The sequence below is a fragment of the Cupriavidus sp. USMAHM13 genome (assembly GCF_001854285.1).
Classification (GTDB): Bacteria; Pseudomonadota; Gammaproteobacteria; order Burkholderiales; family Burkholderiaceae; genus Cupriavidus; species Cupriavidus malaysiensis.
Genome location: NZ_CP017751.1, coordinates 1,827,735 through 1,852,855, shown reverse-complemented (window position 1 = coordinate 1,852,855; position 25,121 = coordinate 1,827,735). Strand labels below are relative to the sequence as shown.

The window sequence follows — 25,121 nt, the reverse complement described above, 5'->3', positions numbered from 1 at the left end:
CAGGCTTGCGGGCGGCACGTCCGGCACGGTGCCGCGTCAGAAGAGGAAGTAGCGCTGCGCCATCGGCAGCACGGTGGCCGGCTCGCACATCAGCAGCTGGCCGTCGGCCACGACCTGGTAGGTCTCGGGATCGACCGTGACATGCGGCTGCCAGTCATTGTGCACCATGTCGCGCTTGCTGACGGTGCGCGTGCCGCGTACCGCCGACAGCACCTTGCGCAGGCCGTTGCGTTCCCCCACGCCGGCGGCCAGCGCCGCCTGCGAGACGAAGGTCAGCGAGGACTGGTGCAGCGCGCCGCCGGCGCTGGCGAACATCGGCCGGTAGTGCACCGGCTGCGGCGTCGGAATGGACGCGTTGGGGTCGCCCATGGCCGCCGCCGCGATCATACCGCCCTTGAGGATCAGGCTCGGCTTGACGCCGAAGAAGGCCGGCCGCCACAGCACCAGGTCGGCCCACTTGCCGACTTCGACGGAGCCTACCTCGTGCGCGATGCCGTGGGTCAGCGCCGGGTTGATGGTGTACTTGGCGATGTAGCGCTTGACGCGGAAGTTGTCGTGCCCGCCGCGCGCGTCGTGCGGATCGCCCGGCAGCTTGCCGCGCTGCGCCGCCATCTTGTGCGCGGTCTGCCAGGTGCGGATGATGACCTCGCCGACCCGGCCCATGGCCTGCGAATCGCTGGAGATCATCGAGAACGCGCCGAGGTCGTGCAGGATGTCTTCGGCGGCGATGGTCTCGCGGCGGATGCGGCTTTCGGCGAAGGCGATGTCCTCGGCGATGGCCGGGTCCAGGTGGTGGCACACCATCAGCATGTCGAGGTGCTCGTCGAGCGTGTTGACGGTGTAGGGCCGGGTCGGATTGGTCGACGAGGGCAGCACGTTGGCTTCGCCGCACACCTTGATGATGTCCGGCGCATGGCCGCCGCCGGCGCCTTCGGTGTGGTAGGTATGGATGGTGCGGCCCTTGAACGCGGCAATGGTGGCTTCGACGAAGCCGGCCTCGTTGAGCGTGTCGGTGTGGATCGCGACCTGGGTGTCGGTGGCATCGGCCACGCTCAGGCAAGTGTCGATCGCCTGCGGCGTGGTGCCCCAGTCTTCGTGCAGCTTGAGGCCGATCGCGCCGGCCTCGACCTGCTCGGTCAGCGGCGCCGCCTGGCTGGCGTTGCCCTTGCCGAGGAAGCCGATGTTCATCGGGTAGGCCTCGGCCGCCTGCAGCATGCGGCCCATGTACCAGGGCCCGGGCGTCACCGTGGTGGCGAAGGTGCCGGTGGCGGGACCGGTGCCGCCGCCGATCATGGTGGTGACGCCGCTCATCAGCGCTTCATCGATCTGCTGCGGGCAGATGAAGTGGATGTGGGTGTCGATGCCACCCGCGGTGACGATCATGCCCTCGCCCGCGATCACCTCGGTGGCGGGACCTACCACGATGGTGACGGCCGGCTGGATATCGGGGTTGCCGGCCTTGCCGATGCCGGCGATGCGGCCGCCCTTGAGGCCGATGTCGGCCTTGACGATGCCCCAGTGGTCGATGATCAGGGCATTGGTGATCACGGTGTCGACGCAGTCGGCGGCCAGGCGCTGGCTCTGCCCCATGCCGTCGCGGATCACCTTGCCGCCGCCGAACTTCACTTCTTCTCCGTAGACGGTGAAATCCTTCTCCACCTCGACCACCAGCCCGGTGTCGGCGAGCCGCAGGCGGTCGCCGGTGGTGGGGCCGAACATCTCGGCATAGGCTTGCCTGGAGATCTTCACGCTCATCACAGCGCTCCCATGATCTTGCCGTTGAAACCGTAGACGATGCGCGCGCCGTCGAGCGCCACCAGCTCGACGGTGCGGCTCTGGCCGGGCTCGAAGCGCACCGCGGTGCCGGCGGCGATATTCAGCCGGAAGCCGCGCGCCGCCGCGCGGTCGAAGTCGAGCGCTGCATTGGTTTCGTAGAAGTGGAAATGCGAGCCGACCTGGATGGGCCGGTCGCCGGTATTGGCCACGGTGACCGTGACCGTGGGCCGGCCGACATTGAGTTCGATCTCGCCGTCGGCGGGCATCAGTTCGCCGGGAATCATGGGCTTGTGCTCTCCTCTTGTTTGCTCTCGCTTGGTCGTTGGCAGCACCGGGTCCGCGCCGCGGCGCTCAGGCCGCCAGCAGGCCGATGCCATACAGCGCCACGCCGGCCCCGGCCGCGCGCATCAGCCAGCCGCCCTGGCGGCGCAGCGCGCTGCCCAGCCCGATGCCCGACAGATGCAGAGCCATGGTGGCGCAGGCAAAGCCGGCCACGTAGGCCAGCGTGGCCGGCAGCGCGGCGGCGGCAGCGGGCAGCTCGGCGCCGTGCGCATAGCCATGGAACAAGGCGAAGCCACCGACCACGGCCATGCCGGCCGGGCCCGGCAGCGCGGCGCGCGCCGCCACCAGCAGGCCGAGCACTAGCAGCGAAGCGGCGATCATGGGCTCCACCGCCGGCAGGGCGAGCCCGCCCAGCCCGAGCGCGGCGCCCACCAGCATCAGCAGCACGAAGGCGAGCGGCAGCCGCAGCACGCTGCCGCCCTGCGCCGTCTGTGCGCTCCAGACCCCGACCGCCGTCATCGCCAGCAGGTGGTCCAGTCCGGTGAAGGGGTGCAGCAGGCCGGCCCACAGGCTGGCGCCGACGGTGGCGGCATCGTGGCCGGGATGGGCAAAGGCGGAGGCAGCGGCCAGCGACAGGGTGGCGCCAAGGGCCAGGCGCGCGCGGACGATGTTGCGGGAGGGGCGGTTCATCGGGATCTCTCTTCTGGTGTCAGCTCAGGAAAGGCTCGGGCAGGGACGCGCGGCACGGCCTCAGACGATCGGGTGGTGCACCGTGACCAGCTTGGTGCCGTCCGGGAAGGTGGCTTCGACCTGGATCTCCGGGATCATCTCGGCCACGCCTTCCATCACGTCCTCGCGCGCCAGCACGGTGGTGCCCTCGTGCATCAGCTCGGCCACGGTGCGGCCGTCGCGCGCCCCCTCCATGATGGCGGCGGTGATCAGCGCCACCGCCTCGGGGTAGTTCAGTTTCAGTCCGCGCGCGCGGCGGCGCTCGGCCAGCAGCGCGGCGGTGAAGATCAGCAGCTTGTCCTTCTCGCGTGGTGTCAGTTCCATGCTCGCATTCCTCTTGTCTCTCGGTTCCCTTGGTTCTCTTGGTTCTCTTGGTTCTCTTGGTTCTCTCGGCTTGCCGTCCCATCCATCGGCGTGTCCACCGCCCCGGCCTCAGGCGAGCTCAAGTGGCCCACAGGCGCAGCGGCCGCGCCGGCACCCCGTGCATGGGCTCGCGCAGCAGCGTCCATGCCGCCACCAGCACCTGGCGTACCGCCTCCATGCGCTCACCCAGCACGCGCAGCAGCAGCACGGGCTGCGCGCCCGCCGCCGGCAGGCAGCTCACGCCCGCACGCAACACCGCCGTGTAGGGCAGCGTCTGCGCCAGCTGCTCGGCCAGCTCCTGCGTGGCCCCCTCCCCCACCGCCCACAGCGTGCCCATCACCGGCAGCCCGTCCATGCCGCCCCGGGCGCCGCGCAACGGTGAGTCCGCCGTGATGTGCGCCTGCTCGATCCACTGCGCGCGCGCGCCGCCGCCGACCCAGGTGTCGAGCCACACGGCACCGCTGGACCACTGCTCGCCGGAAGCACGCCGCCCCAGCACCAGCGCGTCCCAACCGATCACGCTGCCGCCCGGCTCGACCTCGACGCGGGTGGCGATGCGCGCGCGCGCCGCGTCGTAGACGATGTTCTCCTGCGGCAGCCAGTCGAGCCGCGCGCCGGCGGCCACGCGCAGCGTCACGCGCTGCGCGGCCTCGCGCCCGAGCGACTTGTACCACTTGCTTGCGCCGGGCGTGGCCAGCACGCCATGCGCGCCGGCCTCCACCGCCACCTCGATATCGAGGTCGTCGCCGCCGGCGATGCCCGCCGGCGGATGGAGGATCACCGCGTGGCAGGGCGCGCCCTCGGGATAGAGCGGCTTCTGCACCAGCAGCGGCCCCTGGTGGCGGCGCTCGACCAGCACGCTGCGCCCGCCCCGCGCGGCGAAGCGCAGGCGCAGGCTGGCCTGCCAGGCAGGAAGCGTGGCCACGGCGGGAGGGAAATCGGGATGGCGCATGGGAAATGGAAGCACGTATCGGCAAGGCGCGAGAACGGATGCGGCCGGCGGCGCTTGGCACCGCGCCGCCAGACCGCCTGTGCTGCGGGCATCATAGCGCGCCACCGCGGGGCCCGGAAGCCCCGTCGCCGGCGCGCCGCCGCTGCCGCACTCGCACGGCTTGATCGGCGCAATCGGCGCAATCGGCGCAATCGGCGCAATCGGCGCAATCGGCGCAATCGGCGCAATCGGCGCAAGCGGCCCAAGCGGCCCAAGCGACCCGATCGGCGCTCACACCGCGATCAACTCGCGCACACCATCGCGCTCCATGTCCGCGCCCGCCCCCTTGGCCACCACTTCGCCGCGGCTCATCACCACGTAGTGGTCGGCCAGGTGGCGGGCGAACTCGTAGTACTGCTCCACCAGCAGCACCGTCATGCCGAATTCGTCGACCAGCAGCCGCAGCGCGCGCCCGATGTCCTGGATGATGGAGGGCTGGATGCCTTCGGTCGGCTCGTCCAGGATCAGCAGGCCGGGCTCGCTCATCAGCGCGCGTCCGATCGCCAGTTGCTGCTGCTGTCCGCCCGACAGGTCGCCGCCGCGCCGCTGGCGCATGGTGCGCAGCACCGGGAACAGCTCGTAGATGCGTTCCGGCACGCCGGCCGGTCGGGCACGGCTGGCCGCGCCGATCAGCAGGTTCTCTTCCACCGTCAGGCGCGGGAAGATCTCGCGCCCCTGCGGCACATAGGCCAGGCCTGCGGACACGCGTTCGTAGGGCGGCTTCTTTTCCAGCGCGCGGCCATCCCACTGGATGCTGCCGCTGCGCGTGGGCACCACGCCCATCAGGCATTTGAGCAGCGTGCTCTTGCCTACGCCGTTGCGCCCGAGCAGCGTGGTCAGGCGGCCGTGCGGCACCTCGAAGCTGACGTCGCGCAGGATGTGGCTGCCGCCGTAGAACTGGTTCAGTGCATTGACCTGCAGCATCTTCATCGTCCCAGATAAGATTCGATCACGCGCTCGTCGCGCTTGACGGCGTCCAGCGTGCCTTCGGCCAGCACGCTGCCCTCGGCCAGCACCGTCACCTTGCCGGCCTCGCCGGCCAGCGCGGCGACGAACTCCATGTCATGCTCCACCACCATCATCGAGCAGGTGCCGCGCAGGCCGTTGAGCAGCGCGGCGAGCTGCATGGTTTCCTCGTCGGTCATGCCGGCCACCGGCTCGTCCAGCAGCAACAGCTGCGGCTGCTGCATCAGCAGCATGCCGATCTCGAGGCGCTGCTTCTGTCCGTGCGACAGCAGCCCGGCGGGCCGGTAGGCCTCGTCTTCCAGACCGGTCAGCGCCAGCGTCTGCTCGATGCGGCCGCGCCCGCTGCCGTCCAGGCGCGCGCGCAGCGTGGCCCACCAGCGCTTGTCCGCCTTCATCGCCAGCTCCAGGTTCTCCCACACCGCGTGCTGCTCGAACACGGTGGGCTTCTGGAACTTGCGGCCGATGCCGGCCTGGGCGATCTGCGGCTCCGTCATGCGCATCAGGTCGATGGTCTGGCCCAGGAACACGCGGCCGTTGACGCTGGCGTTACGCGGTCCGGTCTTGCCGGTGATCACGTCCATCATGGTGGTCTTGCCGGCGCCGTTGGGGCCGATCACGCAGCGCAGCTCGCCGTGGTCGATCGACAGCGTCAGCTTGTTGAGCGCGCGGAAGCCATCGAACTGCACGGTCACGTCCTCCAGGTAGAGGATGGGGCCGTGCGAGACGTCGATGACGCCCGGCTCCAGCACCCGGCCCAGGCCGGTGGCGTCGCCGCTCTCGGCCAGCCCGGCATCGCCCTGCGCGCCGGCCTCGACGCTCTTGCTGATACCCATCGCCGCACTCATGCCTCACCTCCGCTATGGCTCGCGCCGGCCGCCGGCGCGGCCGCCACCGCCGGTACCTGCGGCCGGCGCGCGGCGCGCAGCCGCTTGAACAGGCCGACCACGCCGTCCGGCAGGTAGAGCGTGACCAGCACGAACATCGCCCCCAGCAGGAACAGCCAGTACTCGGCGAAATAGGCCGTGAACAGGGTCTTGGCCCCGTTGACGAGGAAGGCGCCGACGACCGGGCCGACCAGCGTGCCGCGCCCGCCCACGGCCACCCACACCGCCATCTCGATCGAGTTGGCCGGCGACATCTCGCCCGGGTTGATGATGCCCACCTGCGGCACGTAGAGCGCGCCCGCGATACCGCACAGCACCGCCGAGAAGGTCCATACGAACAGCTTGTAGCCGAGCGGGTTGTAGCCGGAGAACATCACGCGCGTCTCGGCATCGCGCACCGCCGTCACCACGCGGCCCAGCTTGGAGGCGACGATGGCGCGGCAGGCGATGAAGCCGGCCAGCAGCGCGGCGAAGCTCAGCACGAACAGCGCGGTGCGGGTCTGCGGCGCGGCCACGGCGAAGCCGGCGATGCGCTTGAAGTCGGTGAAGCCGTTGTTGCCGCCGAAGCCGGTCTCGTTGCGGAAGAACAGCAGCATGGCCGCATAGGTCATCGCCTGTGTGATGATGGACAGGTAGACGCCCTTGATGCGCGAGCGGAAGGCGAAGAAGCCGAACAGCCAGGCCAGCACGCCGGGCACCAGCACCACCAGGGCCAGCGCCACCCACAGGTGCTCGCTGCCGTGCCAGAACCAGGGCAGTTCCTTCCAGTCCAGGAACACCATGAAGTCCGGCAGCTCGCTCTTGTAGACGCCCTCGCGCCCGATGGCCCGCATCAGGTACATGCCCATGGCATAGCCGCCGAGGGCGAAGAACAGGCCATGGCCCAGGCTGAGGATGCCGCAGTAGCCCCACACCAGGTCGAGCGCGATGGCCGCCAGCGCGTAGCACATGATCTTGCCGATCAGCGTCAGCGCGTAAGCCGACAGGTGCAGCGGATGGCCGGGCGGCAGCACCAGCGCGCACAGCGGCACGCCGATGCAGGCGATGGCGGCGAGCACCGCCAGCGCCAGCCAGCCGCGCGCGGGGAACAGCGGCTGGCGCTCGGGCACGTCCAGGCGCAAACCGTTCGAGGATCGAGAGAAGGAACCCTGCATCATGCCTCCGCGCTGCGCCCCTTGAGCGCGAACAGTCCTTGCGGGCGCTTCTGGATGAAGAGCACGATCAGCACCAGGACGAAGATCTTGGCCAGCACCGCGCCGTAGAACGGCTCGATGAACTTGTTGACGAGGCCCAGGCCGAAGGCCCCGACGATGGTGCCGGCGAGCTGGCCCACGCCGCCCAGCACGACCACCATGAAGGAATCGATGATGTAGGCCTGGCCGAGGTCCGGACCCACATTGCCGATCTGCGACAGCGCACAACCGCCCAGGCCGGCGATGCCGGCGCCGAAGGCGAAGGCGTAGCTGTCGACCTTCCAGGTGCGCACGCCCACGCAGGCCGCCATGGTGCGGTTCTGCGTGGTGGCGCGCACGAACAGGCCGAGGCGGGTGCGGTTGAGCACGCCCCAGGCCACCGCCACCACCGCCAGCGCGAACACGATGATGACGACGCGGTTGTAGGGAATCACCAGGGCCGGCAGCAGCGCGAAGCCGCCGCTCATCCATGCCGGATTGGCCACCTCCACGTTCTGCGCGCCGAACACCGTGCGCACGGCCTGCATCAGCAGCAGGCTGACGCCGAAGGTCGCCAGCAAGGTCTCGAGCGGGCGGCCGTACAGATGGCGCAGCACCAGGCGCTCCAGCACGAAGCCGACCAGCGCCGAGGCCAGGAAGGCAGCCGGCAGCGCCGCCAGCAGGTACCACTCGAAGGCGCCGGGGAAATGCGCGCGGAACACGCTCTGCACCGCGTAGGTCGCATAGGCGCCGATCATCAGGAATTCACCGTGCGCCATGTTGATGACGCCGATCAGGCCGTAGGTGATGGCCAGGCCGAGCGCCGCCAGCAGCAGCACGCTGCCCAGGCTCAGGCCGGCGAACAGGTTGCCGATCAGCTCGGCGCGGCGCTGCTCGGTGCGCAAGCCGTCGAGCACCTGCTGGGCGGCCACGCGCAGCTCGGCATCGGGCTCGCGGTAGCGGCCCGCCGCATCGCGCTCGACGAAGGGCTTGAGCTTGAGGCGGTTCTGCGGATTATCGTCGCGCCCGAGGATGCGGATCGCCTCCAGGCGCGCGTTGCGGTCCGGGTCGGACAGCGCCGCGCCGGCCCAGATCACGTCCAGCTTGGCGCGCAGCGCGGGGTCGGCCTCCGCCTTGCGGGCCGCCTCGACCGTCTCGCGCGACGCGCTGTCGGGCTGGTCGAGCAGGGTATTGATGGCCTGCGTGCGCACCGCGATGTCGGGCGACTGCAGCAGCAGGCTGCTGGCCGCGCTGTCCACCTGGGAGCGCAGGCTGTTGTTCAAGGTCGGCGCCTCCAGCTCGTCGGCCTTGACCGCGACCGGCTTGCCGCTGACGGCGTCGAGGATCTTGTCGCCGTCCTGGATCACCATGCCGGTGCCGGGGGCGTATTGCAGCGAATCGTCCTGCAGCGCCTTGAGGATGGGGCCGGCCTGCGCGGCCGGCGCCTTGGCGAGCGCGGCGATGGCGGCGCTCTTGGCGTCGAAATCGTCCCCTGCCAGCGGCTTGAGGTCGTCCTGCGTCAGCGGCGCGGCGTGCAGCAGCGGCACCGCGAGCAGCAGCGCGGCGGCCAGCGCGGCGCGCAGGCGGGAGGCGGCGGACTGGAATGCGGTTCGGAGCATGATGGTCTGTGGTCGGCGACGGATGGCAGGACGGCCGGCCTCCTCCGGGGGTGTCCGGTGGCGGCCAGGCCGCCATGCGCGGACATGGCGGTACGATCGGAGGGGCCGGCGCGTGGCGCCGCCCTCCTCCCCCGCTTACATCACCTTGTCGGGCTTGCCTTCGTTGCCCGAGATGAACGGGCTCCAGGGCTGGGCGCGGATGGGCTTCGGCGTCTTCCACACCACGCTGAACTGGCCGTCGCCGCGCACCTCGCCGATCATCACCGGCTTGTACAGGTGGTGGTTGTCGCCCATGGTCAGCGTGAAGCCGTCCGGCGCCTTGAAGGTCTGGCCGTACATGGCCGCACGCACCTTGTCCGGATCGGTGCTGCCGGCCTTCTTGACGGCCTGGGCCCACATATGGATGCCGACGTAGGTCGCTTCCATCGGGTCATTGGTCACGCGCTTGTCGCCGCCGGGCAGGTTGTTGGCCTTGACCCAGGCCGCCCATTCCTTGCGGAAGGCATCGTTGGTCGGGTTCTTGACCGACATGAAGTAGTTCCACGCGGCCAGGTGGCCCACCAGCGGCTTGGTGTCGATGCCGCGCAGCTCTTCTTCGCCGACCGAGAAGGCGACCACCGGCACGTCCTTGGCCTTCAGGCCGGCGTTGCCCAGTTCCTTGTAGAAGGGCACGTTGGAGTCGCCGTTGATGGTCGAGATCACCGCGGTCTTGCCGCCCTGCGAGAACTTCTTGATGTTGGCGACGATGGTCTGGTAGTCGCTGTGGCCGAACGGCGTGTAGACCTCCTCGATGTCCGAGTCGGCCACGCCCTTGCTCTTCAGGAAGGCGCGCAGGATCTTGTTGGTGGTGCGCGGATAGACGTAGTCGGTGCCGAGCAGGAAGAAGCGCTTGGCGCCACCACCCTCCTTGCTCATCAGGTATTCGACGGCCGGGATGGCCTGCTGGTTGGGCGCCGCGCCGGTGTAGAAGACGTTCTTCGACATCTCTTCGCCTTCATACTGCACCGGGTAGAACAGCAGCGAGTTCAGTTCCTCGTAGACCGGCAGCACCGACTTGCGCGACACCGAAGTCCAGCAGCCGAAGGTGACCGCCACCTTGTCCTTGCTGATCAGCTGGCGCGCCTTCTCGGCGAACAGCGGCCAGTTCGAGGCCGGGTCCACCACCACCGGTTCGAGCTTGCGGCCCAGCACGCCACCGCTCTTGTTGATCTCATCGATGGTCATCAGCGCGACGTCCTTCAGCGAGGTCTCGGAGATCGCCATCGTGCCGGACAGCGAGTGCAGGATGCCGACCTTGATCGGCTCCTTGCTCTGCGCCAGTGCCAGCGTGCTGGACCCGATCATCGCCGCCGCGGCCACCGCGGTCAGCTTCAGCATATTGCGTCGTTTCATTGCAGCTCCCAGATTGTCGTGTGTTGTGGAACAGCGAACTCCGGGTGCAGGTTCTGCAACTAGCGTGCCAAGGCCATCGCCGCGTGCGGTGGCCCGGCCGGCGCGGCGGCGGGGCGTGGAACGGGCGCCCGTCAGGGCGGCGCACCAACGGCGTGCAGCGACGCTGCGCACCATCGGCGTGCATGAGGCAGAGTGGTGCATGGCGCGCACGGGTGAAGCGCCAGGCATGCCGGCGCCAAGGGCGCAGCGCGGGCGCCGCGCGTGCGGCGTGAACCACGATCGGGCGTAGGTGCGGCGGCCATGCGCCAAGGCGGCGCGCCAGGGGCAACGCGGCCGGCGCGGCAACCAAGAAAAACGGGCCCCGCAGGGCCCGTTGGTCGGAACATCGGAACATCGCGTGCCGCCGGGCGGCACGCGGCGTTCAATGCGCCATCATGTTGACGTTCATGTTGTGCATGATCCACAGCGAGCCTGCCACCACGATCAGCAGGATCAGCGCGGTGAAGGCCAGCACGATCACGTTCCAGCGCTGCTCCGAAGAGCGGTCGAGGTGGAGGAAGTAGACCATGTGGACGAGGATCTGCACCACGGCCAGCGCCAGGATCACCACCAGGATGGTCGACGGGGCGGCCGAGCCGTCCATCACCATCTTGAACGGGATCACGGTCAGGATGACCGCCAGCACGAAGCCGATCACATAGGACTTGACGCTGCCGTGGCTGGCACCGCCAGCGGCATGGCTGCCGTGGCCGGCGGAGACGTTGCTGTGTTCCATTTACATCGCTCCCATCAGGTACACCACGGTGAACACGCCGATCCAGACGATGTCCAGAAAGTGCCAGAACAGCGCGAAGCACGCCAGGCGCTTGTTCATGGTGGGCGTCAGGCCCTTCTTGGCGATCTGGCACATCAGCACGGCCATCCACAGCAGGCCGCTGGCCACGTGCAGGCCGTGGGTGCCGACCAGCGTGAAGAAGGACGACAGGAAGGCGCTGCGCTGCGGGCTGGCACCCTCGGCGATCAGGTGATGGAACTCGTTGATTTCCATGCCGATGAAGGCCGCGCCCAGCAGGAAGGTGATGGCCAGCCAGAACTGCAGGCGGGCCTTCTGGCCGTTGTGCAGGGCCACCATCGCCATGCCCGAGGTCAGGCTCGAGAACAGCAGCAGGAAGGTCTCGACCAGGACGTAGTTCAGTTCGAACAGTTCCTTGCCCGAGGGGCCGCCCGCCACTTCGCCGCGCAGCACCGCGAAAGCGGCGAACAGTCCGGCGAAGATGATGCAGTCGGTCATCAGGTACACCCAGAACCCGAACACCGTGTTACCGGCGGTGTCGTGGTGGGCGTGGTCGTGGTCGTGCGCGTGGTCATGCGCCGCGGGGGCGGCGTGCGCGGGATAACGGTCTAGGACTTGGGTCGACATGTTCAGGCCTGCGACGCGAGACGGTCAAAATGGCGCGCTTCGACGGCTTCGACTTCCTTCGCGGGCACGTAGTAGTCGATGTGGTCGTCGTTGCTGCGGACGATGAAGGAGACGATCATGCCGACCAGGCCGACGATGGCCAGCCACCAGATGTGCCAGGTCAGGGCGAAGCCGAACACCAGGCTGAAGGCACCGATGAAGAAGCCTGCGCCGGTGTTCTTGGGCATGTGGATCTGGTCGTAGTGCGCTTCCTTCTTCGGCACGTCGCCACGGGCCTTCATGTCGGCGAGGGCGTCGAGGTCCTGCACCACCGGAGTGTGCGCGAAGTTATAGAACGGGGGCGGCGACGAGGTGGCCCACTCCAGGGTGCGGCCGTTCCACGGATCGCCGGTCACGTCGGCCAGCGCCTTGCGGTTGCGGATCGACACGATGATCTGCAGCACCTGGAACACGATGCCCAGGCCGATCAGCACCGCGCCGATCACGGCCACGTGCAGGAACGGGGTCCATTCCGGGTTGTCGGTGTGGTTCAGGCGGCGGGTCATGCCCATCAGGCCCAGTGCGTACAGCGGCATGAAGGCGAAGTAGAAGCCCACCAGCCAGCACCAGAAGGCGCACTTGCCGAGGCGCTCGTCGAGCTTGAAGCCGAAGGCCTTCGGGAACCAGTAGGTCACGCCGGCCAGGTAGCCGAAAAGCACGCCGCCGATGATCACGTTGTGGAAGTGGGCGATCAGGAACAGGCTGTTGTGCAGCACGAAGTCAGCCGCCGGCACCGCCATCAGCACGCCGGTCATGCCGCCGATCACGAAGGTGACCATGAAGCCCAGGGTCCACATGACCGGGGTGGTCATGCGCACGCGGCCGCGGTACATGGTGAACAGCCAGTTGAAGATCTTCACCCCGGTCGGGATGGAGATGATCATGGTCGTGATGCCGAAGAAGGCATTGACGTTGGCGCCGGAGCCCATCGTGAAGAAGTGGTGCAGCCAGACCAGGAACGACAGCACCATGATGCAGCAGGTAGCGTAGACCATGCCCTTGTAGCCGAACAGCTTCTTGCCCGAGAAGGTCGAGATGATTTCCGAGAAGATGCCGAAGGCAGGCAGGATCAGGATGTAGACCTCAGGGTGGCCCCAGATCCAGATCATGTTCACGTACATCATGGCGTTGCCGCCCATCTCGTTCGTGAAGAAGTGCATGCCCAGGTAGCGGTCCAGGCCCAGCAGCGCCAGGGTCACGGTCAGCACGGGGAACGAGGCCAGGATCAGCACGTTGGTGCACAGCGCGGTCCAGGTGAAGACCGGCATGCGCATCAGGGTCATGCCCGGCGCGCGCATCTTGAGGATGGTCACCAGGAAGTTGACGCCGGTCAGCAAGGTACCGAGGCCTGAGATCTGCAGGGCCCACAAGTAGTAGTCGACCCCCACGCCCGGGCTGTAGGCCAGCTCGGACAGCGGCGGGTAGGCCAGCCAGCCGGTGCGGGCGAATTCGCCGACGCCCAGCGAGACGTTGACCAGCATGGCACCGGCCACGAACAGCCAGAAGCTCAGCGTGTTCAGGAACGGGAAGGCCACGTCGCGCGCGCCGATCTGCAGCGGCACGACCAGGTTCATCAGGCCGGTCATCAGCGGCATCGCCACGAAGAAGATCATGATCACGCCGTGGGCGGTGAAGATCTGGTCGTAGTGCTCGGGCGGCAGGATGCCCGGGTTGCCGTTGGTGGCCAGCGCGAGCTGGGTACGCATCATGATGGCGTCGGCGAAGCCGCGCAGCAGCATGATCAGCGCGACCAGCGAGTACATGATGCCGATCTTCTTGTGGTCGACCGAAGTGATCCAGTCATTCCACAGCGGCTTCCACTTGCCGAAGTAAGTGATCAGGGCGAATACCGCCAGCCCTGCCAGGCCTGCCCCGCCCAGCGCGCCCATGATGATGGGCTCGTGGTACGGAATGGCCTCCAGTGTCAATTTGCCAAACATTCTTGCTCCTAGGAATTCGAGCCCGGCGCCGCGACGGCGGGCACGGCCATGGACACCTGCTGGCCGGTGCCGATCGTGTTGCGCGAGGTGCAGACGGGACCGTAGGAGGTGCCGCCGCCGGCGATGGCGCCACCGGTGCCATCCATGTACTTGTGCAGGACGCCGTGGAACAGGTTCGGGTCAACCTTGGCGAACAGGGTCACCGGCTCCTTCTCGCTGGGCTGGGCCAGCTTTTCGTAATCGGCCAGGGTCAGTTCGCGCGGGGACGCCTTGACCTGCTTGAGCCACTGCTCGAACTCGAAGCCCGACATCGCCTTGGCCTTGAACTTCATGCCCGAGAAGCCGCCGCCGCTGTAGTTCGACGACATGCCGTCGTACACGCCGGCATGGTTGGCGATCAGGTGCAGCTTGGTTTCCATCCCAGCCATCGCATAGATCATGCTGCCCAGTTGCGGGATGAAGAACGAGTTCATCACCGAATCCGAGGTGATCTTGAAGTTCACCGGCGTGTTGACCGGGAAGGCGATCTCGTTGATGGTGGCGACGTGCTGGTCCGGGTAGATGAACAACCACTTCCAATCCAGTGCGACGGCCTCGATGGTGATCGGCTTGACTTCGGATTCGATGGGCTTGTACGGGTCCAGGTCGTGCGAAGACTTCCAGGTGATGTAGCCCAGCACCATGATGATCAGGCAGGGGATCAGCCACACCACCACCTCGATGGCGGTGGAGTGCGACCAGTCGGGCTCGTAGCGCGCCGCCTTATTGCTCTCGCGGTATTTCCAGGCGAATGCCAGCGTCATGATGATGACGGGCACGACCACCAGCAGCATCAGCCAGGTGGCCGTGATGATGATGGAGCGCTCCTCGATGCCGATCGCGCCCTTCGGATCGAGCACACCCATGTTGCAGCCGCCAAGCAGCAGCAAGCCCAAGCTGGGCAGGAACCGCGTCCAACGCGGAGGTTTATATTTCTTCATGTCACGACTGGGTTGAGTTCGCCGCGGCTAGGCACGACGCGGCTTCACTGCCTGGCGCGGGAGCGCGAGGCGGGGAAGGACTGGGGAAAGGAAACCGGAGCGCGGAGCCCGGGGCGTTGGCCCGGGAGCATGCGGCCGACCGTTGCTTCAGGCCGATCCGGGCATCACCTTGTGGGCGACTGCGCCGAACCGGCCAGGCGGTCCGCATTGGGGGGTATTCGCATGGCGGTGCCTGCCCCGCCGGCTCAATAGGCGAGCGCTATCTGCAGGCGAAGGGGGCGAGGCGGCAAACATCGTGGCGCGAATTTATCGCAACGCAACATGCAGGGTAAACCACAGGTACCGGACACACTGTCCGGAAAATCGGACAATGACGAAGGCAGGTCGGGGATGCGCACCTTGACGGTGCCAGGGAGAGTGGCCGGCGCCACCGCCGGCCGGCAGGCGGCCGGACCGGCCAGCCCTTGCCATGCCTGCGCCCGCCGGGTGTGACGGGGAGATGGTGGAGGAAGCCTTCCCACTAGATCCGGGTACGCCGAAGGCAATCCGGAAGACTACGTGGTGCGCCGGGGTGCGACAATATGTCGCCCCATGTGCGACAGGGTCTTTCTGCGCGATTTGTCGTAGTGGCACAACGAAAAAGCGCGGAGTTCCCGACCTCCGCGCTGCTGTGCAACAGGCTGCCGGCGGGAGTCCTGTCTCCGCTGCCCGCCCGCCCCGCAGGTCCGGCTAGCGCCAGTGTTCGCGGCGCTCATGCTCGCGCCACTCGTGGTCACGCCACTCGTGCTCGCGCCATTCCCGCTCACGCCAGTGCCGCTCGCGCCATCCCGGCCCCCAGTAGCCGGGGCCCGGTGCCACCACGACGGGAGGCGCGTAGGCCGGAGCCGCGTAGACCGGCGGCGGCGGTGCATAGACCGGGGCAGGCGCGACATACACCGGCGGCGCGACCACGACCGGCGCCGGAATACCGATGCCGATCCCCACGTCAACGTGCGCCTGCGCGCCTGCACTGGCCAGCAGCCCCGCCGCCGCCATGCAAATCAAGCCGATGTATTTCATATCTATCCGTCCGATCTTTGTCCGTGTAACGGGGCGCCAGGTTCCATGCCCGGCTGCTCCACGCCTGCACTCTAGGGCCGCGCAAGCCTGCCAGGCTTTGTGGAATCGCTACAGTTGTATCCGTTTGTAATGCGGAAGGCGCCCGGCACAGCCGGGTACGCCGGAAGATGGCGCGGCCGACAGGAAAAAAGGCCGCACATGGCGGCCCTTCAAGTGGAATCTACGCAGGATGCCAGCAGGATAGCGACAGGGTGGCGCGTACGCCCTCTGCCGGCGTCACAGCGGCCCGGCGTCAGGAGTAGCGGCGGCTGATCGATTCGGCCACACAGACCGGACGGTCGCTGCCTTCACGTTCCATGGTCACTTCCCAGGTCGACTGGGCACCGACAAGGCCCGGCGCATTCGGCAGCGGATCCAGGCGCTCCACCTTGAGCAGCTTGATGCGTGCGCGCAGGCGGCTGCCCACCGGCACCGGCGAGGTGAAGCGTACGCGGTTCAGGCCGTAGTTGACCCCCATCTTGACGCCGGGCATGTCGAGCGCGCTCTGCATCATGGCGGGCAGCAGCGACAAGGTGAGGAAACCGTGAGCGACGGGGGCGCCGAACGGCGACTCGCGCCTGGCCCGTTCCACGTCGACGTGGATCCACTGGTGGTCGCCGGTGGCTTCGGCGAAGAGGTTGACCTGCTGCTGGGTGATCTCCATCCAGTTGCTGACGGCGACTTCCTGGCCTTGCAGGCTCTCGAGCTCCTCGAGCGAGGCAATGGTGCGCATCCTGTCTCCTTCTATCGTCTTGAGTTGGCTTTGGTTGGCTTCGGTTGGCTGTGCTTAGTCTTGCTTTGCTGGCAATTCGTCCAGCTCGGGCCGGGTCGTGAACCGCGCCCGGCCGACAGGTCCAGGGCCGGGCTGCGGCGGCGTCATGCCAGCCCATTGTGCCTGCCGCGCCGGATTCCCGCTCAGGCGGGCCGGCGCCCGTACATGCCCATGCCCTTGACCGTGCAGACCAGTTCGCCGCGCTGGTTGGTGGCCTCCCACAGCGTGTGCACCACGCCGCGGTCGGGCTTGGACTGGGACGGGCGCGACTCCAGCACGCTCAGGGTGACGCTGAGCGTGTCGCCCGCGTAGACGGGCTTGAGCCAGCGGATGCCGTCCACGCCGGGCGAGCCCATGCTGGCGGACTTGCCGACCATGCTGTTGACCACCAGCCGCATCATGATGCCGCAGGTCATCCAGCCGCTGGAGATCAGGCCGCCGTAGATGCTCCTGGCGGCGGCCTCCTTGTCGGTATGGAAGGGCTGTGGATCGTACTGGCGGGCGAAGGCCAGGATCTCTTCCTCGGTGACGTGGTAGGAGCCCAGGTCGCGCTTGCTGCCGACCGTGAAGTCTTCGAAGTAAAGCATGGTGATTGTGACCTGCAAGTGGCCGCTCGGGCCGGTTCTGGGTTGAGGCCTGCGTCATGCCGGCACCACCGCCGGGGACGTGCCCGGAAGCAAAAAAGCCGCGCCCGGACCACCGGCGCGGCTTGTCTGCTCACTGCGCGCGGACGCGCATCAGGCTGCCTGCTGGAAGCCCGGCTGTGCGGCGAAGCGGCCCAGGTGATGGTCCACGTCGCCGAAGGTGGTGTTGATCAGCGTCAGGCGCTTGAACATGTGCGCGGCCGGCAGTTCGTTGGTCACGCCCATGCCGCCGTGGATCTGCACCGCCTCCTGGCCGACCGCACGCGCGGCCTGCCCGACGCGTGCCTTGGCGGCGGAGGCAAAGCGGCGGCGCTCCTCGGGCGACGACTCTTCGAAGCGCGCCGCGGCCAGCAGCGTGATCGAGCGCGACTGCTCGGCATGGATGAACATCTCCACCATGCGGTGCTGCAGCGCCTGGAAGCGCGCGATCGGCACGCCGAACTGCTGGCGCGTCTTGGCGTATTCCAGCGTGGCGGCGTTGAGCGTGTCCATCACGCCGACGGCCTCTGCGCACAGCAGCACGGCGGCGTAGTCGGCGCTCTCCTCGATGATCGGCCAGGCCTTGCCTGCGCTGCCCAGCAGCGTGGCCGGCGCATCCTGGAACTGGATGTCGGCCGCGCGCAGGTTGTCGATGGTGCGGTAGTCGGTGACGCTGACACCGGCACCCTTGACGTCCACCAGAAACAGCGAGATGCCGTCCAGGTCGGCCTCGGCGCCGCCGGTGCGCGCCGACACCACCAGCTTGTCGGCCTGCGCGCCGTGGATGGCCACGACCTTGCGGCCGTTCAGCTTGCCGTCCTTGGCCGTGACGCGCACGTCATTGAGCGCATAGCGGGCTTGCGGCTCGTTGAAGGCGGTGGCCAGCTTGAGTTCGCCACCGGCCACCTGCTCCAGCAGCGCTTCCTGGCCGCCGGCCAGCTTCAGCGCGTGCGCGGCCACCACGGTGGCCAGGTAGGGCTCGACCACCAGGCCGCGGCCGAGCTCCTGCATCACCACCATCATGTCGACCGCCTTGCCGGAGAAGCCGCCCTGCGCTTCCGGCACCGGCAGCGCGGTCAGGCCCAGCTCGACCAGCGCGCCCCAGGCGGAGTCACTGTGGCCGGCGGAGGTCTGGATGCCCTTCTTGCGGGTCTCGAAGTCGTAGCTCTTGTCGATGAAGCGGTGGATCGCGTCGGCGAGCTGCTTCTGTTCGTCGCTCAGATTGAAGTTCATGTCGCGTGTCTCCTCACAGCCCCAGGATCATCTTGCTGATGATGTTCTTCTGAATTTCGTTGGAGCCGCCGTAGATGGAGGTCTTCCGATAGTTGAAGTAGTACGCGGCCAGCGGCGCGGCATCGTCGTAGCCGGTCACGGCATGCTCGTGCTCGCACTCCAGGTAGGCCGGATCGAAGGGCTGGGCGTAGGGGCCGACGGCCTCGACCATCAGCTCGGTCAGCAGCTGCTGGATCTCGGTGCCCTTGATCTTGAGCATCGAGGCTTCCGGGCCGGGGCCCTTGCCTGCGGCCTCGCTCGACACCACGCGCAGCACGGTGATCTCCAGCGCCATCAGCTCGACTTCCAGCGCGGCGACCTTGGCGCCGAACACCGGATCCTCGAGCAGCGGCTTGCCGTTCTTCTGCTGCTGGCGCGCCACGCGCTTGAGGAAGCCCAGTTCGCGCTTGGAATTGCCCACGCGGGCGATGCCGGTGCGCTCGTGGCCGAGCAGGTACTTGGCGTAGGTCCAGCCCTTGTTCTCTTCGCCGACGCGGTTCTCGACCGGCACCTGCACGTTGTCGAAGAAGACCTCGTTCACCTCATGCTCTTCGTCCAGCATGATGATGGGGCGCACGGTGATGCCCGGGGTCTTCATGTCGATCAGCAGGAAGGAGATGCCCTCCTGCTGCTTGGCCTCGGGATCGGTGCGCACCAGGCAGAAGATCATGTCGGCGTGCTGGCCGAGCGTGGTCCAGGTCTTCTGACCGTTGACGATGTAGTGCTTGCCGTCCGAGGTCAGCTGGGCGCGCGTCTTCAGCGAAGCCAGGTCGGAACCCGAACCCGGCTCGGAATAGCCCTGGCACCACCAGTCGGTGCAGTCCAGGATGCGCGGCAGGTAGTACTGCTTCTGCTGCTCGTTGCCGTACTTCATGATCACCGGTGCCACCATGGCGACACCGAAGGGCAGCACGCCGGGCGCGCCGACACGGGCGTTCTCTTCATCCCAGATATGACGCTGGGTGGCGTTCCAGCCGGTGCCGCCGAACTGCACGGGCCAGTGCGGCGCCGACCAGCCGTTGCCGGCCAGAATCTTGTGCCAGCGCACCAGGTCGTCGCGGTTCGGACGCCGGTGGTTCAGCACCTTGCTGCGGATGTCCGCCGGCAGATTGGCCTCCAGCCAGCCGCGCACTTCCGCGCGGAAGGCGTCGTCGGCCGCCGAGTAGTTGAGATCCATGCCCGTCTCCAGTGATGATGCCGGCGTCTAAATGACCGGCGCGTTGTTCTGCCTGCGCGTCATGCACCGGCGGGAACGGGCACAGGACGCAATTCAGTGGGCCGTCTGCTTGAGCGCGTCCGGCACCACGAGCTGGATGGTATCGATGCCCTCCTCGGCCAGCGCCTGCACCTCTTCGGCCGACGCCGAGCCGCGGATACCGCGCTCGGGCGCCTCTTCGTAGTGCATGCGCCTCGCCTCCTCGGCAAAGCGTTCCCCCACGTCCTCGGTCTGCGCCAGCACCTGCCGCACCGCCTTCAGGTACAGCGCCTGCAGCGCCGCCTGCCGTGCGGTCGGCGAGGATTCGCCGGAGCCCTGCGCCGGCGCCACGGCGCCCGAGAGATTCAGGCGCGGCGCGCTCGGCAGCCGGCTCACGGCGTGGTCGCCGCAGACCGGGCACTGGACGAGGTCACGCGCGATCTGGTTCTGCGCCTCCTCCTCCGAGGCGAACCAGCCCTCGAAACGATGGTCATGCGCACAGCGCAGGTCGAGCACCTTCATGATCTTTCCAGCCCGTCGAAAGCAATATTATCCGTGAATCGAAATTTTGTGAACGGTCGTGCTAATTTTTTTGCGAACCGCTCCAAACCCGCCGCAAGCGCCGAAAAATGGCGGATGCGGCAGGGATTCTGCCATGCAAAACGGCAAGGCGAGGACGCCCTGCCCGATACAAGCTTAACAGCAGGTGGAAAGGGGCGCTGCCGCGGCCATGCCGGCGCCCCGGGGGCGGAGGAACGCTGGCTTGCGAAGCCTCGTGCAGCGGCGCCGCGCCGGAGGCGAAGGCCGCGCCGGGACAGCGGGGCGGCGACGGCTGGTGCGCCGGGCACAACCCCGGGGCGCTCAGGCTGCCTGGCGCGCGAAGTCGCTGGCGCTGCCGCGCCAGGCCAGCAGGGCCTCCCCGACGAACCGGTGCCAGTAGGCCTCGGAGCCGTGCGCCATGCGCCATTCGTGCAGCCGGCGTGTCAGCAGTTGCAGATCATATTCCTCAGTGACGCCGATCGCACCGTGCACCGCATGCGCGCTGGCCGCGACCACGCCGACGGCCTCGCTGGTACGCGCCTTGGCGATGGCCGCCCCCAGCAGGGCCGGCACCGGGCGGTCGCCGCGGAAGGCGAGTTCGGCGGCGGTGCCGGCCGCCGCCACATGTTCCGCCATCACGGCAAGCTGGTGCTGGATGGCCTGGAACTTGCCGATCGACTTGCCGAACTGGGCGCGGTCGTTGCCGTACTGCAGCGTCAGCTCGAACACGCGGCTCATGGCGCCCGCCAGCAGCGCCGCATGCAGGGCGGCGCCGAACGCCTGCACCTCGCCGCCTGCCCCGGGCAGGCGCAGCAAGGGCTCGGTGCGCGCCCAGCGCAGCGTGGCGCACTGGCTGCCGTGCACGCCGGAGGCGACGCGCTCGGCGGCGGCGCAGTCCAGCAGCACGAGGTCGCTGCCGGCATCGGCCAGCACATGGCCGGCAAGCATGCCGAAGGGCGTCTGGGCGCAATAGCCACCCTCGCCTTCGGCGCGCAGCGCCGGCGCGAGCGTGACCATGCCGGCCGGTACGGCCACGCCGTGCGGCGCCAGCAGCGCACGCGCGGCCAGGCTTTGTGCCACCGGCGCCGGCACGGCGTGCCGTCCCAGCGCGGTGAAGACCGGGAAGGCTTCGGCCAGGGTAAGCCCGGCGCCACCCGCGGCCTCCGGTGCCAGCAACTCGAGGAAGCCGGCGTCGGCCAGCGCGTCCCACAACGGCGCAGCCGGCGCACCAGCCTCCACCTTGCGCACGAAGGCCGGCGTGCATTGGTCTTTCAGGATGGCCTCGATGGCTTCTACGAACATCGCTCAGGTTCTCTCGATGGGGTGACGGGCCCGCTCAGCGCAGCCCCAGGCCGCGCGCGATCATGCCGCGCAGGATCTCGCGGGTTCCGCCGCGCAGCGAAAAGGTCGGTGAGATCTGGCTCAGGTAGGCCACCGTGCGGACCAGTTCGGCATCGATCTCGGCGCCCGGCTCGGCACCGCACAGCGCCTCGATCAGGGCCGGGATCGACTGCTCGAACTCGGTGCCGATGTCCTTGACCAGCGCCGCCTCGACCACCGGGCTCTCGCCACGTGCCAGCCGCGCGGTGACCGCCACCGACATGCTGCGCAGCGTGCACAGGTGGGTGGCGAAGCGCCCGGCCAGTGCGATCTGCTCCGCGCCCGGCGCGCCGCGCCGCAGTCCCGCCAGCCAGTGCTCCAGCAAGGCGATGCTCGAGTAGATGCGTTCCGGACCGCTGCGTTCGAAAGCCAGTTCCGCCGTCACCTGTTCCCAGCCGCTGCCTTCGTCGCCCACCAGCGCGTCTGGCGCCAGCAGCACATCGTCGAAGCTGACCTCCGAGAAATGCGCATCGCCGGTCAGGTCGCGGATGGGGCGCACCGTCACGCCCGGCAGCGACAGATCGACGATGAACTGCGATAGCCCCCGCTGCCGGTCCTCCGGCGCGCCGGAGGAGCGCACCAGCGCGATCATGTAGTGGCAGTGGTCGGCATTGGTGGTCCAGATCTTGCGCCCCGACAGGCGCCAGCCCTCCTCGCAGCGCGTTGCCCGGGTGCGCACGCTGGCCAGGTCCGAGCCGGAGCCCGGCTCGCTCATGCCGATGCAGAAGAAGGCGTCGCCGGCGCAGATGCGCGGCAGATAGAAGCGCTTCTGCGCCTCGGTGCCGTACTTCAGGATCAGCGGACCGCTCTGGCGGTCGGCGATCCAGTGCGCCGACACCGGCGCCCCCGCCGCCAGCAGTTCCTCGACCAGCACGAAGCGCCGGAAGGCGTCCATGCCGGCACCGCCGTAGGAGGCCGGCAGCGTCAGGCCGACCCAGCCGCGCGCGGCGAGCCGGCGGCTGAAGGCCGCATCGAAACCCATCCACGAGCGGGCACGCACGTCAGCCGGCGCGGCCGGCTGGTTGTCGCGCAGGAAGGCCTTCACATCGGCGCGGAAGGCCTCGGCTTCAGCCGGCAAGGCCGCCAGCCGGAAGGCACTCAGCAAGTTGTCCAAACTTCGACTCCCTTATCGGTCAATCGGTCATACACAGTCACGGTTGCGGTCCTGGCGCCGCTCATTCCGCCCTGACCCCGAGCGCCTTGGCGACCGGGATCCAGCGCGCGCTCGTCCTCGACGAAGCGGCCGAACGCCTCCGGGCTGCCCGGCATCGGCTGCGCGCCGATGGCACGCGGCTTGTCGACCAGGTCGGGCCGCCTGAGCGCGTCGTTGATGGCCTGGTTCAGTGCCGCGATGGCCGCGCGCGGCGTGCGCGCCGGCGTCACCACGCCGAACCAGGCGCTGGCCTCCGTATCGTTGAAGCCCAGCTCGCGCAGCGTGGGCACCTCGGGCATCAGCGGGAATCGGGTCGCGTCCAGGATCGCCAGGGCATGCAGCTTACCGGCGCGCGCCTGTGGCATCGACGACGGCAGCGCACCGAACATCAGATGCGCGGACGGCGGCGGATGCGACAGAGTAAGGGCGTCGCGCGGGCCCCGTCCAATATTGATTTGCAAGCTCCCGATATCGAATCGGTATCGGGCGGATGCCGGCGAATGCCCCCTGGAAGCCCTGGCCACAGCGGCGCTGGACAGCTCTTCCCGCACGCCCCCGCCGAGGACAAGCCGTCGGAATACCGCGCCATCTTGGCCCGCCTGCGCCTTGGGCAGGCTTGGCGCGGCAGGCGCGGCAGCGCAATATCCCGGCGATATCGCTCCTGTGCAAACGGATATTGGACAAGCCGAGTCCGCCTCCCTTAGCCTTGCCCCCGGCGGCCGTGCGCAGCAACGTGCGCCGCGACTGCGGCAAGCAGAACGAACCCATACGGAGAGACAAGGACAAATGGCGGATTTCCTGCGATACGAGCAACAGGGCCACATCGTGACCCTGACCATGAACGAGCCCGAGCGGCGCAACCCGCTGACCGGCAACAGCGCGGTCGACGACTTCCTCGCCGCCATCGCGCGCATCCGCGACGACCGCAGCGTGCGCGCGGTGGTTCTCACCGGCGCCGGCGCCGCCTTCTCCACCGGCGGCAATATCCGCGACATGGAACGCCAGGCATCGGGCGCCGTCAGCGGCCTGGAGATCCGCCAGGACTACCGCAACGGCATCCAGCGCCTGCCGCTGGCCCTGTTCAACCTGGAGGTGCCGGTGATCGCCGCAGTCAACGGCCCGGCCATGGGCGCCGGCCTCGACCTGGCCTGCATGTGCGACATCCGCATCGCCGCGGAGCAGGCCCAGTTCGCCGAGAGCTTCGTCAAGCTCGGCATCATTCCCGGCGATGGCGGCGCCTGGCTGCTGCCGCGCGTGATCGGGCTGTCGCGCGCCGCGGAGATGACCTTCACCGGCACGCCGATCGATGCCCGCCAGGCCCTCGAATGGAACCTGGTCTCGCGCGTGGTGCCGGCCGAGCAACTGCTGCCGACGGCCCTCGACATCGCCGCGCGCATCGCCGCCAACCCGCCGCACGCGGTGCGCATGGCCAAGCGGCTGATGCGCGAAGGCATGCACAGCCGCCTGGACACGCTGCTGGAACTGTCGGCCGGCTTGCAGGCGCTGTCGCACCAGACCGCCGACCATCGCGAAGCGGTGCAGGCCTTCCTGGAAAAGCGCCAACCGGTCTTCACCGGCCAGTGAGCCGGCGCAACCCCATGGACCTGCGCCGCATCCGGCATTTCGTCGTGCTGGCGGAAACGCTGAATTTCCGCCGCGCTGCCGAGCGCCTGCACATGGCGCAGCCACCGCTGTCGGTGTCGATCCAGAAGCTGGAGGCCGAACTCGGCACCACGCTGTTCACGCGCGACGCGCGCGGCGTGGCGCTGACGCCAAGCGGCCGCGCCGCGCTCGCCGAGGCACGCCGCATGCTGTTCCACGCCGCGCAATTCTCCGATGCCGCGCGCAGCGCGGACAGCGGCACCGGCGGCGTGCTGCGCGTGGGCTTCGTCGGCTCCACCACCTTCGCGCTGCTGCCGCGCCTGGTGCCGATCTTCCGTGCCGAGTACCCCGGCGTGGAGCTGGTGCTGCGCGAGGCCACCTCGGCGCGCATCCTGCAATGGCTGGACGAGGAAGCGCTCGACGTCGGGCTGGTGCGCACGCCGCTGCTGCGCCACTCGGGCGCCACCCTGCTGCCGCTCGAGCACGACGGCTTCGTGGCCGCGCTGCCGCGCGGCAACGCGCTCGCCGGCAAGGGGCCGCTGCGCCTGGCCGAGCTGGCCGGGGAACGCTTCATCATGTACGCCGCCGACGAGGCGGCCGGCCTGCACAGCGCCGCCATGTCGGCCTGCCAGCTCGCCGGCTTCGTGCCGCGCGTGGCGCAGGAAGCCATCCAGGTGCAGACCGTGCTCGCGCTGGTGGAAAGCGGGCTGGGCGTAGCCCTGGTGCCGTCCATCATGCAGCGCTTCGCCAGCGAGCGTATCGTCTACCGGGAACTGGAGGACTATCCGGCCGCGGCCGCGATCGGGCTCGCCCTGGCCTACCGCCCCGACCAGCAGAGCGCCGCCGCGCAGCGCTTCCGCGACGTGGCGGCGCGGGTCTTCCCGCTGCCGCGCGCCGGCCGGGCGCCCGCGCACGGCGCCGCCGCAGCCTAGT

The 25,121-nt window shown here is 68.5% G+C and carries 25 protein-coding genes; 2 read left to right on the top strand and 23 right to left on the bottom strand.

Annotation, left to right across the window (positions count from 1 at the left end; translation table 11 throughout):
- Window positions 1–36: 36 nt before the first annotated feature.
- From ureC to BKK81_RS36330, 23 genes are all read right to left on the bottom strand, one after another.
- A complete protein-coding gene (ureC, locus tag BKK81_RS08160) occupies window positions 37–1,755 on the bottom strand; it encodes an urease subunit alpha (RefSeq protein ID WP_071011960.1) in 1,719 nt (572 codons plus the stop codon).
- Window positions 1,755–2,060: an urease subunit beta gene (locus tag BKK81_RS08155; RefSeq protein WP_071011958.1), complete on the bottom strand. Its 306-nt coding sequence runs from the start codon at window positions 2,058–2,060 to the stop codon at window positions 1,755–1,757. The genes ureC and BKK81_RS08155 overlap by 1 nt, the downstream gene beginning before the upstream one ends.
- Before the next feature lie 67 nt (window positions 2,061–2,127).
- A complete protein-coding gene (locus BKK81_RS08150; protein WP_071011956.1) occupies window positions 2,128–2,748 on the bottom strand; it encodes a HupE/UreJ family protein in 621 nt (206 codons plus the stop codon).
- A gap of 60 nt (window positions 2,749–2,808) precedes the next feature.
- Window positions 2,809–3,111 carry an urease subunit gamma gene (locus BKK81_RS08145; protein ID WP_071011954.1) on the bottom strand — a complete coding sequence of 101 codons (303 nt, stop codon included), beginning with the start codon at window positions 3,109–3,111 and terminating at the stop codon, window positions 2,809–2,811.
- Between the two features lie 118 nt (window positions 3,112–3,229).
- Window positions 3,230–4,102, bottom strand: a complete 873-nt coding sequence (locus tag BKK81_RS08140; RefSeq protein ID WP_071011952.1) for an urease accessory protein UreD — start codon at window positions 4,100–4,102, stop codon at window positions 3,230–3,232.
- 270 nt (window positions 4,103–4,372) lie between these two features.
- Entirely contained in the window at window positions 4,373–5,065 is a 693-nt protein-coding gene (gene urtE / locus BKK81_RS08135; RefSeq protein WP_071016226.1) for an urea ABC transporter ATP-binding subunit UrtE, read from the bottom strand.
- Between the two features lie 2 nt (window positions 5,066–5,067).
- Complete coding sequence (urtD, locus tag BKK81_RS08130) at window positions 5,068–5,940, bottom strand: urea ABC transporter ATP-binding protein UrtD (protein WP_156811360.1); 873 nt, start codon at window positions 5,938–5,940, stop codon at window positions 5,068–5,070.
- Between the two features lie 8 nt (window positions 5,941–5,948).
- Entirely contained in the window at window positions 5,949–7,148 is a 1,200-nt protein-coding gene (gene urtC / locus BKK81_RS08125) for an urea ABC transporter permease subunit UrtC (RefSeq protein ID WP_071011949.1), read from the bottom strand.
- Window positions 7,145–8,782: an urea ABC transporter permease subunit UrtB gene (urtB, locus tag BKK81_RS08120; RefSeq protein WP_071011948.1), complete on the bottom strand. Its 1,638-nt coding sequence runs from the start codon at window positions 8,780–8,782 to the stop codon at window positions 7,145–7,147. The genes urtC and urtB overlap by 4 nt, the downstream gene beginning before the upstream one ends.
- 135 nt (window positions 8,783–8,917) lie before the next feature.
- Window positions 8,918–10,174, bottom strand: coding sequence for an urea ABC transporter substrate-binding protein (gene urtA / locus BKK81_RS08115; RefSeq protein WP_071011946.1), 1,257 nt, complete (start codon window positions 10,172–10,174; stop codon window positions 8,918–8,920).
- A 421-nt stretch (window positions 10,175–10,595) separates the two neighbouring features.
- Entirely contained in the window at window positions 10,596–10,949 is a 354-nt protein-coding gene (locus BKK81_RS08110) for a cytochrome o ubiquinol oxidase subunit IV (RefSeq protein WP_071011945.1), read from the bottom strand.
- Window positions 10,950–11,594 carry a cytochrome o ubiquinol oxidase subunit III gene (cyoC, locus tag BKK81_RS08105; RefSeq protein ID WP_071011944.1) on the bottom strand — a complete coding sequence of 215 codons (645 nt, stop codon included), beginning with the start codon at window positions 11,592–11,594 and terminating at the stop codon, window positions 10,950–10,952.
- A gap of 2 nt (window positions 11,595–11,596) precedes the next feature.
- Complete coding sequence (cyoB, locus tag BKK81_RS08100; RefSeq protein WP_071011940.1) at window positions 11,597–13,573, bottom strand: cytochrome o ubiquinol oxidase subunit I; 1,977 nt, start codon at window positions 13,571–13,573, stop codon at window positions 11,597–11,599.
- 8 nt (window positions 13,574–13,581) lie between these two features.
- Window positions 13,582–14,553: a ubiquinol oxidase subunit II gene (cyoA, locus tag BKK81_RS08095; protein WP_071011938.1), complete on the bottom strand. Its 972-nt coding sequence runs from the start codon at window positions 14,551–14,553 to the stop codon at window positions 13,582–13,584.
- Window positions 14,554–15,282: 729 nt separating this feature from the next.
- On the bottom strand, window positions 15,283–15,612 hold the full coding sequence (locus BKK81_RS08090) for a hypothetical protein (RefSeq protein WP_071011936.1): 330 nt from the start codon (window positions 15,610–15,612) through the stop codon (window positions 15,283–15,285).
- A 292-nt stretch (window positions 15,613–15,904) separates the two neighbouring features.
- Window positions 15,905–16,384 carry a MaoC family dehydratase gene (locus BKK81_RS08085; protein ID WP_071011934.1) on the bottom strand — a complete coding sequence of 160 codons (480 nt, stop codon included), beginning with the start codon at window positions 16,382–16,384 and terminating at the stop codon, window positions 15,905–15,907.
- A gap of 182 nt (window positions 16,385–16,566) precedes the next feature.
- Complete coding sequence (locus BKK81_RS08080; RefSeq protein WP_071016224.1) at window positions 16,567–17,010, bottom strand: MaoC family dehydratase; 444 nt, start codon at window positions 17,008–17,010, stop codon at window positions 16,567–16,569.
- Between the two features lie 150 nt (window positions 17,011–17,160).
- Window positions 17,161–18,279, bottom strand: coding sequence for an acyl-CoA dehydrogenase family protein (locus BKK81_RS08075; RefSeq protein WP_071011933.1), 1,119 nt, complete (start codon window positions 18,277–18,279; stop codon window positions 17,161–17,163).
- Between the two features lie 13 nt (window positions 18,280–18,292).
- Window positions 18,293–19,495 carry an acyl-CoA dehydrogenase family protein gene (locus BKK81_RS08070; RefSeq protein ID WP_071011931.1) on the bottom strand — a complete coding sequence of 401 codons (1,203 nt, stop codon included), beginning with the start codon at window positions 19,493–19,495 and terminating at the stop codon, window positions 18,293–18,295.
- A gap of 93 nt (window positions 19,496–19,588) precedes the next feature.
- The gene (locus tag BKK81_RS08065; RefSeq protein WP_071011929.1) at window positions 19,589–20,035 is read right to left on the bottom strand and encodes a DUF1178 family protein; all 447 of its coding nucleotides are present in this window, start codon (window positions 20,033–20,035) and stop codon (window positions 19,589–19,591) included.
- A gap of 339 nt (window positions 20,036–20,374) precedes the next feature.
- Window positions 20,375–21,355: an acyl-CoA dehydrogenase gene (locus BKK81_RS08060; RefSeq protein ID WP_071011927.1), complete on the bottom strand. Its 981-nt coding sequence runs from the start codon at window positions 21,353–21,355 to the stop codon at window positions 20,375–20,377.
- 34 nt (window positions 21,356–21,389) lie between these two features.
- Entirely contained in the window at window positions 21,390–22,547 is a 1,158-nt protein-coding gene (locus BKK81_RS08055) for an acyl-CoA dehydrogenase family protein (RefSeq protein WP_071011925.1), read from the bottom strand.
- A complete protein-coding gene (locus BKK81_RS36330; protein ID WP_231908000.1) occupies window positions 22,532–23,047 on the bottom strand; it encodes a tripartite tricarboxylate transporter substrate-binding protein in 516 nt (171 codons plus the stop codon). The genes BKK81_RS08055 and BKK81_RS36330 overlap by 16 nt, the downstream gene beginning before the upstream one ends.
- Window positions 23,048–23,372: 325 nt before the next feature.
- Between BKK81_RS36330 and BKK81_RS08045 the strand changes: the two genes are divergently transcribed.
- Both BKK81_RS08045 and BKK81_RS08040 read left to right on the top strand, forming a co-directional pair.
- Window positions 23,373–24,170 carry a crotonase/enoyl-CoA hydratase family protein gene (locus BKK81_RS08045; protein ID WP_071011921.1) on the top strand — a complete coding sequence of 266 codons (798 nt, stop codon included), beginning with the start codon at window positions 23,373–23,375 and terminating at the stop codon, window positions 24,168–24,170.
- 14 nt (window positions 24,171–24,184) lie between these two features.
- On the top strand, window positions 24,185–25,120 hold the full coding sequence (locus tag BKK81_RS08040) for a LysR family transcriptional regulator (protein WP_071016222.1): 936 nt from the start codon (window positions 24,185–24,187) through the stop codon (window positions 25,118–25,120).
- The last annotated feature ends 1 nt before the right edge of the window (window position 25,121 follow it).